Annotated in this window: 15 protein-coding genes; 13 read left to right on the forward strand and 2 right to left on the reverse strand. The window is 59.3% G+C overall.

What is annotated here, in order from left to right; translation table 11 throughout:
* Positions 1–170 precede the first annotated feature (170 nt).
* Genes DUT91_RS09575 through DUT91_RS09595 form a run of 5 tightly spaced genes read left to right on the forward strand, consistent with a single transcriptional unit; the run spans position 171 to position 5203 of the window.
* Positions 171–1007 (forward strand): metallophosphoesterase family protein, encoded by an 837-nt coding sequence (locus tag DUT91_RS09575; protein ID WP_114440122.1) that lies wholly within the window; start codon positions 171–173, stop codon positions 1005–1007.
* Positions 1004–2167 (forward strand): ABC transporter ATP-binding protein, encoded by a 1164-nt coding sequence (locus tag DUT91_RS09580; RefSeq protein ID WP_114440123.1) that lies wholly within the window; start codon positions 1004–1006, stop codon positions 2165–2167. Before DUT91_RS09575 ends, DUT91_RS09580 begins: the two co-directional genes overlap by 4 nt.
* Entirely contained in the window at positions 2160–3074 is a 915-nt protein-coding gene (locus tag DUT91_RS09585; protein WP_114440124.1) for a carbohydrate ABC transporter permease, read from the forward strand. Before DUT91_RS09580 ends, DUT91_RS09585 begins: the two co-directional genes overlap by 8 nt.
* Positions 3071–3904 (forward strand): carbohydrate ABC transporter permease, encoded by an 834-nt coding sequence (locus DUT91_RS09590; protein ID WP_114440125.1) that lies wholly within the window; start codon positions 3071–3073, stop codon positions 3902–3904. Before DUT91_RS09585 ends, DUT91_RS09590 begins: the two co-directional genes overlap by 4 nt.
* Positions 3905–3937: 33 nt before the next feature.
* Complete coding sequence (locus tag DUT91_RS09595) at positions 3938–5203, forward strand: ABC transporter substrate-binding protein (RefSeq protein WP_114440126.1); 1266 nt, start codon at positions 3938–3940, stop codon at positions 5201–5203.
* A 63-nt stretch (positions 5204–5266) separates the two neighbouring features.
* On the opposite strand, the gene DUT91_RS09600 is transcribed toward DUT91_RS09595, so the two are convergent.
* Positions 5267–6250, reverse strand: a complete 984-nt coding sequence (locus DUT91_RS09600) for a substrate-binding domain-containing protein (protein WP_114440127.1) — start codon at positions 6248–6250, stop codon at positions 5267–5269.
* A gap of 438 nt (positions 6251–6688) precedes the next feature.
* On the opposite strand from DUT91_RS09600, the gene DUT91_RS09605 reads away from it, so the two are divergent.
* From DUT91_RS09605 to DUT91_RS09620, 4 genes are read left to right on the forward strand one after another with little or no spacing between them, the layout of a single operon-like run.
* On the forward strand, positions 6689–7324 hold the full coding sequence (locus tag DUT91_RS09605) for a TetR/AcrR family transcriptional regulator (RefSeq protein WP_114440128.1): 636 nt from the start codon (positions 6689–6691) through the stop codon (positions 7322–7324).
* Entirely contained in the window at positions 7321–7854 is a 534-nt protein-coding gene (locus DUT91_RS09610) for a GFA family protein (protein ID WP_114440129.1), read from the forward strand. Before DUT91_RS09605 ends, DUT91_RS09610 begins: the two co-directional genes overlap by 4 nt.
* Entirely contained in the window at positions 7847–8149 is a 303-nt protein-coding gene (locus DUT91_RS09615; protein WP_114440130.1) for a DUF6958 family protein, read from the forward strand. The genes DUT91_RS09610 and DUT91_RS09615 overlap by 8 nt, the downstream gene beginning before the upstream one ends.
* A gap of 43 nt (positions 8150–8192) precedes the next feature.
* A complete protein-coding gene (locus DUT91_RS09620) occupies positions 8193–9002 on the forward strand; it encodes an alpha/beta fold hydrolase (RefSeq protein WP_114440131.1) in 810 nt (269 codons plus the stop codon).
* A 16-nt stretch (positions 9003–9018) separates the two neighbouring features.
* Here the strand turns inward: DUT91_RS09620 and DUT91_RS09625 are convergent, their stop codons facing one another.
* Complete coding sequence (locus tag DUT91_RS09625) at positions 9019–9201, reverse strand: hypothetical protein (RefSeq protein WP_114440132.1); 183 nt, start codon at positions 9199–9201, stop codon at positions 9019–9021.
* Between the two features lie 325 nt (positions 9202–9526).
* On the opposite strand from DUT91_RS09625, the gene DUT91_RS09630 reads away from it, so the two are divergent.
* The 4 genes from DUT91_RS09630 to DUT91_RS09645 form a co-directional block, all read left to right on the forward strand.
* A complete protein-coding gene (locus DUT91_RS09630) occupies positions 9527–10075 on the forward strand; it encodes a DUF6196 family protein (RefSeq protein WP_200834934.1) in 549 nt (182 codons plus the stop codon).
* A 210-nt stretch (positions 10076–10285) separates the two neighbouring features.
* A complete protein-coding gene (locus DUT91_RS09635) occupies positions 10286–11470 on the forward strand; it encodes a tyrosine-type recombinase/integrase (RefSeq protein WP_114440133.1) in 1185 nt (394 codons plus the stop codon).
* Between the two features lie 275 nt (positions 11471–11745).
* A complete protein-coding gene (locus DUT91_RS09640) occupies positions 11746–12051 on the forward strand; it encodes a helix-turn-helix transcriptional regulator (RefSeq protein ID WP_114440134.1) in 306 nt (101 codons plus the stop codon).
* Between the two features lie 140 nt (positions 12052–12191).
* On the forward strand, positions 12192–13835 hold a 1644-nt coding region (locus DUT91_RS09645), incomplete at its 3' end, for a bifunctional DNA primase/polymerase (protein WP_147272170.1).

Genomic DNA, 13835 nt, shown 5'->3' on the forward strand with positions numbered 1-13835 from the left:
CAGGATCACCACGGGCGCAGCCGGAACTCCCCGGTTTGACGGTAATGTGACAAACCTGAAATCCCACTGAAAACACGCGTCAATCGCCTGACATATGCAGACTCTACAGAGGCTGCGAAGTGCCGGACTACTCTGGCGCGGTTGCAATAAGCCGATGCGGAGAACGCAGCATGAAGATCGTCCAGATCACCGATACCCATCTCAGCCCCAGCAAGGTGCATTTCAACGGCAACTGGGAGCCGCTTGCTGCCTGGATCGCCAAAACGGGCGCGGATCTTGTCATCCATACGGGCGATCTCACCATCGATGGCGCCGATCGCGAGGACGATATCGCCTTTTCGATGGAGCTGATGCGCCAGCTTCCTGTCCCGGTGCTGATCGTGCCGGGAAACCATGATGTCGGCCATTTCCCCGGTTCGCGCCAGCCCGTGGATATCGCCCGGCTTAAGCGCTGGCGCCGTATGGTCGGGCAGGATTACTGGGTGTCGAACCACGGCAATTGGCGGCTGATCGGCCTGAACAGCCTGTTGTTCGGTCAGGGCGACGTCGAGGAAGAGCTGCAATTTGCCTGGCTCGCAGAGGTGCTGGCGGGTCGTGCCGACCGGCGCGTGGCGATCTTCACCCACAAGCCGCTTTTCGTCGACGAGCCGCATGAAGGCGACACCGGTTACTGGGGCACCCATCCGGCGCCGCGCCAGCGCCTCTACGATCTGCTCGCGGCTCATGACGTGGCGCTTTTTGCCAGCGGCCATCTGCATTGGGCCTGGAAAGGTACGTTTGAAAACACCGCGCTCGTCTGGGGCCCCTCTTCCGCCTTCATCATCGACACGCTGGAGCGCGAGATGCCCGGCGAACGGATCGTCGGCGCAGTCATCCACACGCTTGGCGATGATGTCTCGAGCGAGATCGTCGCCCTGCCGGAACTGACGCCGTACTACATCGATGAAGTGATCCACGAGGTCTATCCGCACTCCGCTCCCAAGCCGATAGTTGAGGCTGCGCAATGAGCGTCTTTGGGCTGCGCGATATCAGGAAATCCTTTGCCGGAAACGCTATTTTGAAAGGCGTTTCGCTGGAGGCCGAGGCGGGCGAATTCATCGCTCTGGTCGGCCCTTCCGGCTGCGGCAAGAGCACGCTGCTGCGCATTGCCGCCGGGCTGGACCACGCCGACAGCGGAGAAATCCGGATCGGGGGCCGTGAAGTCTCGCAATTGAGAGCCGCAGATCGCAATGTCGCGATGGTGTTCCAATCCTATGCGCTCTACCCGCATCTGACCGCCGGCCAGAACATCGCCGTCCCTCTCGCCATGCGCAGGCTGAGCAGCGCGCAGCGGCTACCTTTCATCGGTCCGATGCTACCTGGCCAGCGCCGGATCTGCGCCGATATCCAGAAGCAGGTTGCGGCCACCGCCGCGTCGCTGAAGATCGACCATCTGCTCGACCGCAAGCCGGGCCAGATGTCCGGCGGCCAGCGCCAGCGCGTGGCCCTCGCCCGCGCCATGGTGCGCGATCCGGGCGTCTTCCTCATGGACGAACCGCTGTCCAATCTCGACGCCAATCTGCGTGTCCATGCTCGCGGCGAGATCGTCGAACTGCATCGCCGCGCTGGCGTGCCGACCCTCTACGTCACCCACGATCAGTCCGAAGCGCTGTCGATGGCCGACCGGGTGGCCGTGATGATCGGCGGCAATCTGCTCCAGATCGCTGCGCCCCAGACGATCTACGACGATCCAGATCACGTCGAGGTTGCCCGTTTCATCGGCCAGCCACGCATCAACCTGCTGTCGACCATTCGTGATGCGCGGGGCATGGTGCAGTTCGGCACGTTGCGCCTGGCGTCCTCCACAAGCCGGGAAGGCGCTGCAAATGTTACGCTCGGCATCCGTCCGGAATTCGTGCAGTTGCGCGCCGAAGGCCAGGGCACGCTTGCCGCACGGGTGGAGCGCCTGGAGTTCCTCGGTTCAGAAGTCATCGTCTTTGCCAGGCTTTCCGCCATTGGCGACACCGTGCTCGCCAAGGTCACGCCTGCCGAAGCACGCGGGCTGGTTGCCGGCCAGGCGATCGGCCTTGATCTCGACCCCTCGCGCATAATGCTCTTTGCCGAAGACGGCCATCGCCTTCCGTCCACGCCTGTTTCAGCCGCTGTGAGGGAGACCGTTCATGGCTGATATCGCCCTCCCCGTTTCAGCGGTCGAAACAGCCGCCCGGCGCGAGGCGCGGATAGCCTGGCTGCTCGCCTCGCCCGCCATCGTGCTGATGCTTGTTTTCATCGTGCTTCCCACAATCGCCGTGATTGTCCTCGGCTTCACCGATTTCGAACTCGGCTATGGCAGCTTCCGATTCGTCGGCCTGGAAAATTATGCCGACCTGATCAGCGACCGGACCTTCCGCCGCTCATTGTGGAACACCACCGTCTATACGGCGATCGTCACGCCCATATCGATCGTGCTGGGCCTCGGCATCGCCTTGCTGATTGAATCCGAACCGCGCGGCCGCAACTTTTTCCGAACGGTCTATTTTCTTCCCGTCGCCTCGCTGCTCGTCGCCATGGCGACGGTCTGGCAATATCTCTTCCATCCGAGCATCGGCCCTCTCAACACCTTTCTTGCCCTGTTCGGCATTGCTGGTCCGAACTGGCTCGGAGCGTCGAGCACGGTGCTCTATGGCCTTTCGATCATAGGCATCTGGCAATCCGTCGGTTTCAACATGGTGCTGTTCATGGCGGGTCTGACCGCCATCCCGCGTGAATTATATTCGGCGGCCGAAGTCGATGGTGCGCAATCCGCCATCGACCGCTTCCGCCTCGTGACCTGGCCGATGCTCGGGCCGACCACGCTTTTCGTCACCACGATCAGCGTCATCAATTCGGTCAAGGTGTTCGAGACGGTCAAGACCCTGACTGAAGGCGGACCGAACAAGGCATCGGAAATGCTGCTGTTCACCATCTATCAGGAAGGCTTCGTTTACCTCAAGGTCGGCTATGCCTCGGCAATGACCGTGGTGTTTCTCGCCATCCTCGTGGTCTTGATGATCCTCCAGTACCGCTTCCTCGACCGGCAGGTGCACTACACATGACCCAGCCCTTGACACTCGGGCGGGTTTTCCGCCTCGCGCTTCTATCGCTCGGCGCCTTGATTTTTCTCGCGCCCTACATCTTCATGATTTCGACCGCCGGAAAGGATCAGAGCGAGATATTTTCCGCCTCGCTGTCGCTGATCCCGCAGCACTTCGCCTATATGGCCAATTTCACCAAGGCCCTGACACGGGTGTCGATGCCGAACCTCCTGTTGAACGGCGTGATCGTCTGCGGCTTGATCCTGGTGCTGCAGGTGGTGGTCGCGGTGCCCTGCGCCTACGCCATGGCCAAGTTGAAATTCGGCGCTGCGCGCATTTTGATGGCCGCGGTCATGCTCGGACTTCTGGTTCCGATCCACGCCGCCGCCCTGCCGCTCTATGTGGCGTTCGACAAGCTGGCGCTTCTCAACAGCTACACGGCACTTGTTGCGCCATTTTCGATTTCGGTGTTCGGCATTTTCCTGTTCCTGCAGTTCTTCCGGGCCATGCCGGACGACCTCATTCACGCGGCGCGTCTCGATGGCATGTCGGAGGCAGGCATCGTCGCGCGCGTGATCGTGCCCAATGCGTGGCCGGCGGTCACGGCCTTTGCCATCTTCTCGGTGGTCGCGCACTGGAACGACCTGTTCTGGCCGCTGATCGTCGTCACCAACCAGTCCTATGCGACGCCGCCGCTCGGCGTGCTGTTCTTCCTGGCGGCCGAGGCCGGCGACGACTACGGCGCGCTGATGGCCGCCACGCTCATCATCACCCTTCCCCTCGTCATAGCATTCCTGCTCGCGCAGAAGCGCTTCGTCGAGGGCATCACCATGACCGGTCTCAAAGGCTGACCAGTCGTAAGTTCAACTCAAGGAGACCATGCGATGAAACATATCAAGCAGGCCCTCGCCGCCGCGGCAATGTCGGTTGCCATGTCGATCCCGGCCCATGCCGAAACGACCCTGACCGTTCATTATCCCATGCCGGGCTTCTTCAAGGACGTGATGGACACGATCTCGAAGAAGTTCATGGAAGAAAATCCGGATATCAAGATCCAGTTCGCCAATCCCTCGGCGACCTATGAAGAAGGCATCCAGACGATCATGCGTCAGGCGGGCACGGCGGAAATGCCTGATGTAACCTTCATCGGCCTCAATCGCCTGCGTATGCTGAACGAACGCGATATCCCCGTTGATCTCGGCCCCCTGATCACCGGGGAAGGCGACATGGCCGCCCAGGGCTTTTCCGAAAACATCCTGAAGCTCGCCCAGGTCAAGGGCAAGCAGGTCGGCCTCGCCTTCGCCACGTCCAATCCGATCATGTATTACAACGCCGATCTGGTGCGCGCCGCCGGCGGCAATCCGGACGTTCCGCCGAAGACATGGGACGAGGTGATCGCGCTCGGTGGCAAGATCAAGGCGCTCGGCAACGGCAATGAAGGCATCGATTTTCGCTGGCAGGGCGACGACTGGATGTTCTCCGCGCTGCTGTTCGGCGCCGGGGGCACCATGCTCAGCGAGGACGAGAGCAAAGTGACCTTCAACGGTCCCGCAGGCCAGAAAGCTGTCCAAGTTCTTGACCGCATGGTCAAGGAGGGCGGTCTTCCTGTCCTCACCAAGCAGGCCGGCGAACAGGCCTTCGTTGCCGGCAAGGTTGGTCTCGCATTTCAGACTACCGGCGCGCTGCGCAACACCATCAAGAATGTCGGCACCAAATTCGATCTGCGCACGGCCCCCATTCCGCTGATCGATCCGGTCAATGGCAAGCTGCCTACCGGCGGCAATGCCGTTGTCATCCTGACCAAGGATGCAGATAAACAGGCGGCCGCATGGAAATTTGCCAAATTCGCCGCCGGGCCTTATGGCGCATCGGTCGTGGTTCCCGGCACCGGCTATGTTCCCAACAATGAACTGGCAGCCGCTTCCCCGGAATATCTCGGCACGTTCTACAAGGAAAACCCGCTGTTTCGCGCCGGCCTTGAGCAAATGCCGCGCATGATCCCCTGGTATGCGTTTCCGGGAAGCAATGGCGTGAAGGTTACCCAGACCATCGTCGAGAACCTTTCACGTATCGTCGAGCAGACCGCAACACCTGAAGAAGCGCTGAACGACGCAGCCGCCGAGGTCGAAGGCCTGCTGCCGCGCAGCTAAATGCACTCGAATTCAGCGGCCGCCGCGCCCGTGGCGGCCGCTTTCTACACAAAATCAGTGCCCTCACGTGATGTCGCGTACCGTACCGCCCCGGCGCAGCCGGTGTGCAACCTGCAATTGCCGCGGCATGGCGCCGTTTTCCGCCATATCGAGCAGCAGCGACGCGGCGGCCGCCCCCATGGTCGCATCCGGCAACTCCACAGTCGTCAGCACCGGCTCGGTCAACCGCCCGATAGCGATGCCGTCGAAACCCGCGACCGAGATATGGTCCGGCACGGACAGCCCATGACGCCTGACCGCCGCGATGACGCAAAGCGCCAGAAGATCGTTCGACGCGATGATGGCCGAAGGCGCGAAATGCGAAAGGGTTGCCGAGAGATCGAGCGTTTCGAGTTCATCGACGAAAGGAATTTGCACGGCTTCGAGCGCAGCCACATGCGCTGCCTTCATGGCATCGCGATATCCGTCGTAGCGCAGCCTTGCCCGGTCTGAAGCCTTGAAATAACCGGAGACGAACAGGATGCGTCGGTGGCCGCAGGCCAGAAGATGTTCGGTGATGTCGCGTCCGGCCTGGCGATTATCAGCACATATTACTGCCGGAGCGCCTGGGGTCGCTGGATTGCCGAGGAGCACCCACGGCGGCAGGTCCGCTGACAATACCTTGCTGTTTTGAGCATCGCAGACCGTGAGGATCAGCCCCGTTGGTTGCTGATTGAGAAGGGAAGCGACCGCATCCACCTCGCGCGCCGGATCATACTCCGACTGAGCGATCAGAACACCATGGCCGGCAATCAGCATGCGGTTCTGGATACCGTTGAGGGACGCTGCAAACACCGGATTGGTGATGCTCGGAATGAGCACCCCTACGACCGGCCGTCGCCTGGACGAGCCCGACGTTCCCGCCGTTGAACGATATCCCACCTCGGCCGCGGCGCGGCGGACTTTCCGAACCATCTCGTCGCTGACCGGCCCGGTGCCGTTCAAAACTCGCGATGCCGTTGCGAGCGAACAGCCAGCACGGGAGGCAACCTGCTGGAGGGTGGTCATGACAGTATCCGCTATTAAGCCGCCAAAAAGAGCACAGCGAACCCGCTATCTACAATGAACCTGACGCAATGCGCAATGAGCCGGCCGTAGCGAGCCGCTTCACTCTCCGATGATGCAGAATTTCCTCGCCCCACCCGGATAGCTGATCGGCAGCCACGGTTGGATCATAGGCTCTGCGAGCACCTGCGGTTTCAGAGGAATGGTGAAACTGCAGTGCCTGTCCGCTCAACCGTTATGTTCCGCCGTACCGCCGATTACCGTGCAATATCTTCTGTTATTTCTCGATTTCAGCATGTCAGGCACCCACCGAAGGGCGATCAGGGATTATGGTTCACGCCTCCGGATAATACAACTTCGGCCGACCGGCCGGAACTAAGCTGGGCCGCCCATATCGAATTATATTATTGCATTATACCGACTGTATGGTATGTATTTGCGATGTCGAGACCCACGAAACAATCGCCGGAACGTGGAAACGCACGAACCCGGCTCCTCGAAGCAGCGCGCGATATCATCCGCGCCAAGGGCTTCGCAGCGACCACAGTCGATGACCTCTGCAAGGCGGCAGACGTCACCAAGGGGGCATTCTTCCACAACTTCGGAAGCAAGGAAGCATTGGGCGTTGCGGTGGCCGAATTCTGGGCCGAGACGACGTCCCGCTTCTTCGAGGCAGCACCATATCACGCGCAGGCCGATCCGCTGGAGCGCGTTCTTGCTTATATCGCTTTCCGCAAAGCGATTATCGTGGGCGACTTGTCCGAATTCACGTGTCTGGTCGGCACCATGGCGCAGGAAATCTATGCAAGCTCGCCGGACATTCGCGATGCCTGTGGCCGCAGCATCTTCGGCCATGCGGCGACACTGGAGGCCGACATCGAGATGGCCCGGCGCGCGCGGGGAATCACCGGCGACTGGACCGCCGAAAGCCTTGCCCGGCACACGCAAACCATTATCCAGGGCGGGTTCGTCCTGGCGAAAGCGGGCGATAATCCGGAACTCGCACGAGAAAGTCTCGACCATCTCGACCGGTACATCCGGCACCTGTTCCACGTCACGAAAGATAACGCAGCATGAGCAAGACGCATATCGGGTGCGCATGCGGACAGACACGCCTGGAGCTGCGAGGAGAGCCGTTCCTCGTGTCCGAGTGCCTGTGCACCAGTTGCCGAACGGCTGCCGCTCGGTTTGCGGCTCTTCCCGGCGCGCAAAATATTCTCACGTCCTACGCCGCGACGCCGTGCGCCGATTACCGCAAAGACCGCGTCCGGGTGCTTTCTGGCGCAGAGCATCTGAAGGAATTCCGGCTGTCTGCCGATGCCGGCTCGCGCCGCTTTGTTGCAACCTGCTGCAACACGCCCATTTTTCTCGAACTAAAGGGCGCGCACTGGCTGAGCATCTATCTGCACCTGTGGCCCGACGACACACGCCCGGCACCGCAATTGAGGACGATGACCGGCGATTTACCCGATGCGTCCAATCTGCCGAACGACATCCCGAATCTCAAGACCCACAGCATTTCCTTCTATGCGAAGCTTCTTTGGGCATGGATTGGAATGGGGTTCCGAAATCCTGAAATCAAAGCCGCGGGGAAGATCGATGTCTGACGACAAGATTGAAATCGAGAGCATTACGACGCCCGGACGGACGGAGCGGGTCAATCGCACCAAATACGTGGCGATGCGCCATGCGCTTCTGGCCGTGCTGCCCGGCAACGCGCCGGGGCTGACCGTGGCCGATGCGAAAGAAGCGCTGCTCCCCGGTCTTCCGGACGATTTGTTCCCTGGGGGCAAAACTGCAGGATGGTGGCTGAAAGCGGTGCAACTCGATCTCGAGGCCAAAGGCATGATCAAACGCGCACCGGACAGGCCGGTCCGGCTTTACAAGGTCGGGCAAAGCTGATCGCGGGACCGCAGGGGCCACGACATTCCAGGACGGATCAAGAATGGATTTTCACGATGACGAGTTGAAGACCTTCGAGGCTGAGGGGGCGGTGCCGCTGCCTGCTGCATCAAGCCAAGGCCATGTCGAACATGACGGTGCCCGCATCTGGTACGCGTCCTATGGCTCCGGCATTCCAGTGATTTTACTGCATGGCGGGCTTGGACACAGCGGCAACTGGGGCTGCCAAATCTCCGCACTCGTCGATTCCGGATATCATGTGGTGGTCATCGACAGCCGCGGCCATGGCCGCAGCACACGCGATTCACGGCCTTATACCTATGAACTGATGGCAACGGATGTCGTAGCCGTCATGGATAGATTGCATCTCGAAAAAGCATCTTTCGTGGGCTGGAGCGATGGAGCGTGTATCGCCCTGATCCTTGCTTCCAAGGTCCCCGATCGTGTGACCGGGGTTTTCTTCTTCGGCTGCAACATGGACCCGGGCGGCACCAAAGAATTTGTGTCCACGCCCGTGGTCAACAGGTGTTTTGCTCGCCACGCCAAAGACTATGCCGAACTCTCGGCGACACCTGATGCGTTTCAGGCATTTGTTGAGGCTGTCAGTCTGATGATGGGGACTGAACCGAATTACACGGTCACGGACCTGGAGGCAATTCGGGTGCCGGTCACGATCGTGCAAAGCGAACATGACGAGTTCATCAAGCTGGAGCATGCCCAATATCTTGCTGACAGTATCCCAGGGGCGAACTTCCTCATCCTGCCGGATGTCAGTCATTTTGCCCCGCTGCAACGGCCGAAGCTGTTCAACAATGCCGTGCTTGGCTTCCTTGAGGACATCAATCAGCATTGAGTGTACTGGCTGGAGATCAGACCTCGTGCTTCGGACGGTTCCGGATGAGGGCATATTCTCGCTGGTAGCGCCGCGCCTGCCCTTTTGAGAACGTGACGCTGGAGGCGATCTGACGCATATCTTTTTCTATAATCGTCGAAAAGCGGCAGCGCATCTCGCCGCCCTCGCGGGCGAATTGGTGGCGGCCGACGATGTTCATCTCGTGCTCCCGGAGACCGGCGTCTGTCGCACGTCATTTTTCGCGGCAGGCCGCGAGGCCGCGGTTTGCTGCGGAGGTCCAGCACCAAACACGGTTGATGCCTGTTGCGTGGCGGATCCTGTCGCCAAGGATGAAGGAAAGTCGGGATGCGGCTGTGGCGTGAGCGCTTCAGTCGCTGAAGCACTTCGTTGCAGAATTTGCCGGGAGGCGAGACCTGCTTCGCAACCGCGGGCGCACCGGCAGCCGCAGGCGCGAGCTCCAGCATTGCGAAAAATGATCTGCGCTTCATGACTGCTCCTGAGCTGCACCCGGAAAGAAGGATGATTTGGGCGCAAAGGATCAGAAGAATTTCCGCCGTACGACTGCCAAAAAGGACACATCCTCTCTCGGGGTCGTTTACCTCTGGATCGCGACAACGGTCGATAAACAGGTGGATAAAATGGTGAACATTTCAACTGAGACGCCGGAGCAGACCCAAGCGCGGCTCAGGCGCGTGATTACGCGGTGCGACCTGAAGGTATACGACGGGACATACGCTTTTGACGAATTCTCCCACGCGGAGTTTGCACAGCGGGCACGACAAGACGCCCTGGCTCTGGTTCGGGACGACGAGATCTGGAGCCAACTGGTACCATGTACCGATGAGGGTGCAGAACTATTCGCGATCTGGCGATTTCATTTCACCGAAGGTGACGATAACAGCGGCTTCGTTGGCTGGCTGGCGAACCATCTCAAGGAGACATTCGGCACCGGCGTATTTGTCGTATGCGGCCAAAACAGCAGACGCGCCGGCATCTTCGACTATTGGGGTTGCCCGGCTATCTTGGGCGTCAGTGTGTTGAGCGAAGTTAGAGAACTCGTCCAGGGATCATGAAAAGGAGCCAGAGCGGACCATTCGAGAATGGCGCACCCGACATGCGCCATTTTTATGTCCTTATTGACTTTCATGAAAATCTCAAGCATAAAATTTCTTGTTTTAATTCAATGTATTGTATGGATATTATCATAATGGATATTATGGCGTGTCCGCTATAGCAACCGATCAGGATTAGGAAAGAAATTAGGAAAAAGGATATGGCGCACCATGGCGCGGAACCTCCTTACCGTTAAGGAAATCGACAACAGCGACAAGGCCAAACTGCGCGATGGGGATGGCTTGTGGCTCCATCGATCCAAGACTGGGACGCGCTCATGGGTCTTCATCTATGTAAAGAATGGCCGGCGCCGTGAAATGGGTCTTGGCTCGTACGGCTCAGGAACCGGACAGGTTTCGCTCGCTACGGCCAGGAGGAAAGCCGATGCGATCAGGGAAATCGTCGGCAACGGCGGTGATCCATTCAAGGAACTGCCGGAGCGCAAGGTCGTCGTCAAGCCGAAGACATTCGGCGAGTTCGCCGATCAGTTCATAGAGGATATGGTGAACGCTGGAAAATGGCGCTCTGATAAAACTGAAGCGTCGTGGCGAAACGCTATGTCGAACCATGCGAAATCGATCCGCAAGATACCGATCGCCGATATCGGGACGGATGAAGTGCTCCGCGTCGTGAAGCCGATCTGGGCCGAGAAAAACGAAACAGCGTCGAAATTCCGCGAGCGGATCAAGGTGATCTTAGATGCGGCAAAAACGGAAGGATTGCGCGCCGGCGATAATCCGGCCGCGTGGGGTGACCATCTGGCACGAGTGCTGCCGACGCCTGATGTGCTCCGCAAGCGCAATCATGCATCGATGCCGTGGCAGGACGTGCCGGCCTTTATGATCGAATTGACGAAAGTCCGAGGCATGGGTTCGGCTGCCTTACAATTCGCCATCCTCACCGCCGCAAGATCCGGCGAGGTTCGCGGCGCGGTATGGAGCGAATTTGACCTAGATGCCGCAACGTGGTCCCTGCCCCCGGACCGGATGAAAATGGGCCGTGCGCATCGCGTACCTCTGACCGACGACGCCCTTGCCGTTATAAAGAGGATGGAGAAGCAGCGGCTCTCCTCGCTGGTATTTCCGGGCATGAAGAAAGACACGCCGCTTTCAGATATGAGCCTCGCGAAAGCTCTGAAATCCGCGGGAGGCGGCGATTTCACCGTCCACGGATTCAGATCTAGCTTCCGCGTCTGGGCGCAGGAGAACGGGCACCCTGACGCAGTCGCGGAAGCCTGCCTCGCCCATCAGACTGGAAATGCTGTCGAACGTGCATATGCCAGGTCCGACCTGTTCGATAGGCGCCGCACCCTGTTGCAGGATTGGACTACATATTGTAGCTCAGAACATAAGTAGGTCATAAAATACAAGATATGGTAATTTTATGGTTGCAATGGATATCATTATCGTCTATGGTATGATTCTATCTCCTCGACGGGTGGTGCCGTCATTCAATAGTAATCTCACCGGGTCCGCCCGTTGATTTTGAGGCTGCTGCTCTTGCAGCGTGAGACCTCGGCGCTCCGCGCCAAAACCGGCCCTTAGGGTCAGCGATCAACACCAATCTCATTATTCAATCTGCAACGAGATTTGACGCGCTTGGATTCCGTCCCGCGCGAAGAGGAGGCTTGATGATTCCCGACGATACCCAGATTCTAATTTCCATCAACGACGCCGCCAGGCTGACTAGCTTAAGCCGCACAATGATTAACCGGTACCGCGCAGAGGGCCGATTCCCCAATGCCGTCCCGCTCGGGGACCGGCGTGTGGCGTTCGTGAAAACGGAGGTCGTGAAATGGATTTCAGACAAGATCGCCAACCGGCAAGCCGCCAACGACAACACAACCTCCACCCCTAAGCAGGACGGCACCGTGGTCGGCCATATCGACGGGCGCACCATGCTCAAGCCGGGGACGTTGGCGCCGAGCGCCGCCTAGCCCCCTACCCGCGCCTCGGTGCCAAGAAGAGCCGCGCGTAGCGGACTAAACCCCGGCGAACAACCCCAACCCCATCATCATGAATCTAGAAAAGCCTGTTCCGAGGTGCGGAATGGGCATGGCACACACGCGAGGTTTTTGTGGCCCAAACAGTAAGACAGAACACGTCCAGTATCCTGGCGACGCGACAGAATTTGATTTCGTACGGCTACCGCATCGTCCCCTGCAAGGGGAAGGCTCCGGATGCATTCAGAGGCTGGCAAAATCTTAACGCCACCTACGAAAACGCCGCCTATTGGGAAACAGCGTTCCCGGAGCATACGAACACCGGGATATTGACCGGCGACGTCGTGGCAATCGACGTTGATATCATGCGACCTGAGCTGGCAGCGGCGGTAATTGCCATGGTGCGGGAACTGCCCGGCGGCGAGTATGCGCCGATGCGTGTGGGAAAAGCCCCGAAGTCGCTGTTTCTTTTCAGGACGACTGAGCCTCGGGATAAGATGCAGTCGTCCTGGTTCAAAATCGACGGCATCGAGCAGCGAATCGAAATCATGGGTATCGGCCAGCAGGTAGTGGTCGATGGCATTCATCCTGAAACTCGCAAGCCATATGTCTGGACGCCGGCAACCGCGTTGATGAAGCAGGCGGTAGAGCTTCCGCTTATCGACTGGCCGTGTCTCGAAAACTTCATGCGCGACGTCGAAACCCTGCTATCGCCGCATGGCGAGCGGAGGGCCGCGCCGAAGCCGCGCACCGCCTCGAATGACAACGTGGCCGATAATTTTTTCCGGCGTGTGAACCAAGCTGCGCTTGACGATCTGGGCGCGTGGGTTCCGGCCCTTGGGCTACCGAAAACCACGCTTCAGGGCGCTGGTTATCGTGCTGTTTGCCAATGGCGTGGTGTGAAGAATGCCAATCTTTCCTTCCACCCAGATGGCATCACAGATTGGGGAAGCGGAGAGACACATACCGCCATCGATGTGACGGTTCACGCAGGTGTGGGCGATGGCGTGACCAGCGCTGCGCAATGGCTGTGCGATCGTCTGGGAAAGGATAAAGAGGCCTTAGGCTGGATCGACAAGGGCGCACCGCTGATGCCAACAGCAGCAGCCATTACGGCGCTTGTAGCATCGAAGCGCAAGCCAATCGATATGATAAACCCGTTCACTGCCGACGCCGCCGGCGGCCTAATGGGCGATATCTGCCGATGGATACTAGACACCTCGCGCAGGCGGTCACCAGAACTCGCCGTAATGGCCGCAGTGGCCTTCATGTCAGCTTTTTATGGTCGTCGCGTTGTCGGCCCCACGGGGTGCGGTGTTAATCTATATCTCGCCGGGATTGCAGGCCCCGGATTTGGCAAGGAAGCACCCCTGCAGCGGCTCGTAAAAGCGCTGCAGGATAGCGACATGGCCTATCTCGTCGGTGCGGGCGAAGTGTCCAGTTCGAGCGCAATCGAGAAAATTCTACGCCGGAAGCCCGTTGTGGTTCTGCCGTGGGATGAGATCGGGGATGTGCTCGAGGCCATCAACGCTCCCGGGACGGGCAACTGGGCATCGACCATCCGCAAGGCGATGCTGGAGCTCTATTCGAAATCCACAGGCGTCTGGTTCGGAAAGGAGACAGCAGACGAGGAGCGTGTGGGCGAGCCGATACACTGCCCGTCTCTAACCATTGTTGGGACATCGACGCCTTCGCGGTTTTATGGCGGCCTGTCCGAGAAGAACCTTTCAGACGGCTTCGTCGCGCGCATGGTTTTCATCGCGCCGAGTGATCGCCCG

It is taken from the genome of Paramesorhizobium salinisoli (genome assembly GCF_003335045.1).
Classification (GTDB): domain Bacteria; phylum Pseudomonadota; class Alphaproteobacteria; order Rhizobiales; family Rhizobiaceae; genus Paramesorhizobium; species Paramesorhizobium salinisoli.

Bases quoted from the DNA above. Each gene is read 5' to 3' on its own strand.
- DUT91_RS09625 (WP_114440132.1), bottom strand. From the start codon at position 9,201: ATGAACATCGTCGGCCGCCACCAATTCGCCCGCGAGGGCGGCGAGATG.
- DUT91_RS09640 (WP_114440134.1), top strand. From the start codon at position 11,746: ATGATTCCCGACGATACCCAGATTCTAATTTCCATCAACGACGCCGCC.
- DUT91_RS09605 (WP_114440128.1), top strand. From the start codon at position 6,689: ATGTCGAGACCCACGAAACAATCGCCGGAACGTGGAAACGCACGAACC.
- DUT91_RS09580 (WP_114440123.1), top strand. From the start codon at position 1,004: ATGAGCGTCTTTGGGCTGCGCGATATCAGGAAATCCTTTGCCGGAAAC.
- DUT91_RS09620 (WP_114440131.1), top strand. From the start codon at position 8,193: ATGGATTTTCACGATGACGAGTTGAAGACCTTCGAGGCTGAGGGGGCG.
- DUT91_RS09610 (WP_114440129.1), top strand. From the start codon at position 7,321: ATGAGCAAGACGCATATCGGGTGCGCATGCGGACAGACACGCCTGGAG.
- DUT91_RS09635 (WP_114440133.1), top strand. From the start codon at position 10,286: ATGGCGCGGAACCTCCTTACCGTTAAGGAAATCGACAACAGCGACAAG.
- DUT91_RS09590 (WP_114440125.1), top strand. From the start codon at position 3,071: ATGACCCAGCCCTTGACACTCGGGCGGGTTTTCCGCCTCGCGCTTCTA.
- DUT91_RS09615 (WP_114440130.1), top strand. From the start codon at position 7,847: ATGTCTGACGACAAGATTGAAATCGAGAGCATTACGACGCCCGGACGG.
- DUT91_RS09585 (WP_114440124.1), top strand. From the start codon at position 2,160: ATGGCTGATATCGCCCTCCCCGTTTCAGCGGTCGAAACAGCCGCCCGG.
- DUT91_RS09575 (WP_114440122.1), top strand. From the start codon at position 171: ATGAAGATCGTCCAGATCACCGATACCCATCTCAGCCCCAGCAAGGTG.
- DUT91_RS09595 (WP_114440126.1), top strand. From the start codon at position 3,938: ATGAAACATATCAAGCAGGCCCTCGCCGCCGCGGCAATGTCGGTTGCC.
- DUT91_RS09600 (WP_114440127.1), bottom strand. From the start codon at position 6,250: ATGACCACCCTCCAGCAGGTTGCCTCCCGTGCTGGCTGTTCGCTCGCA.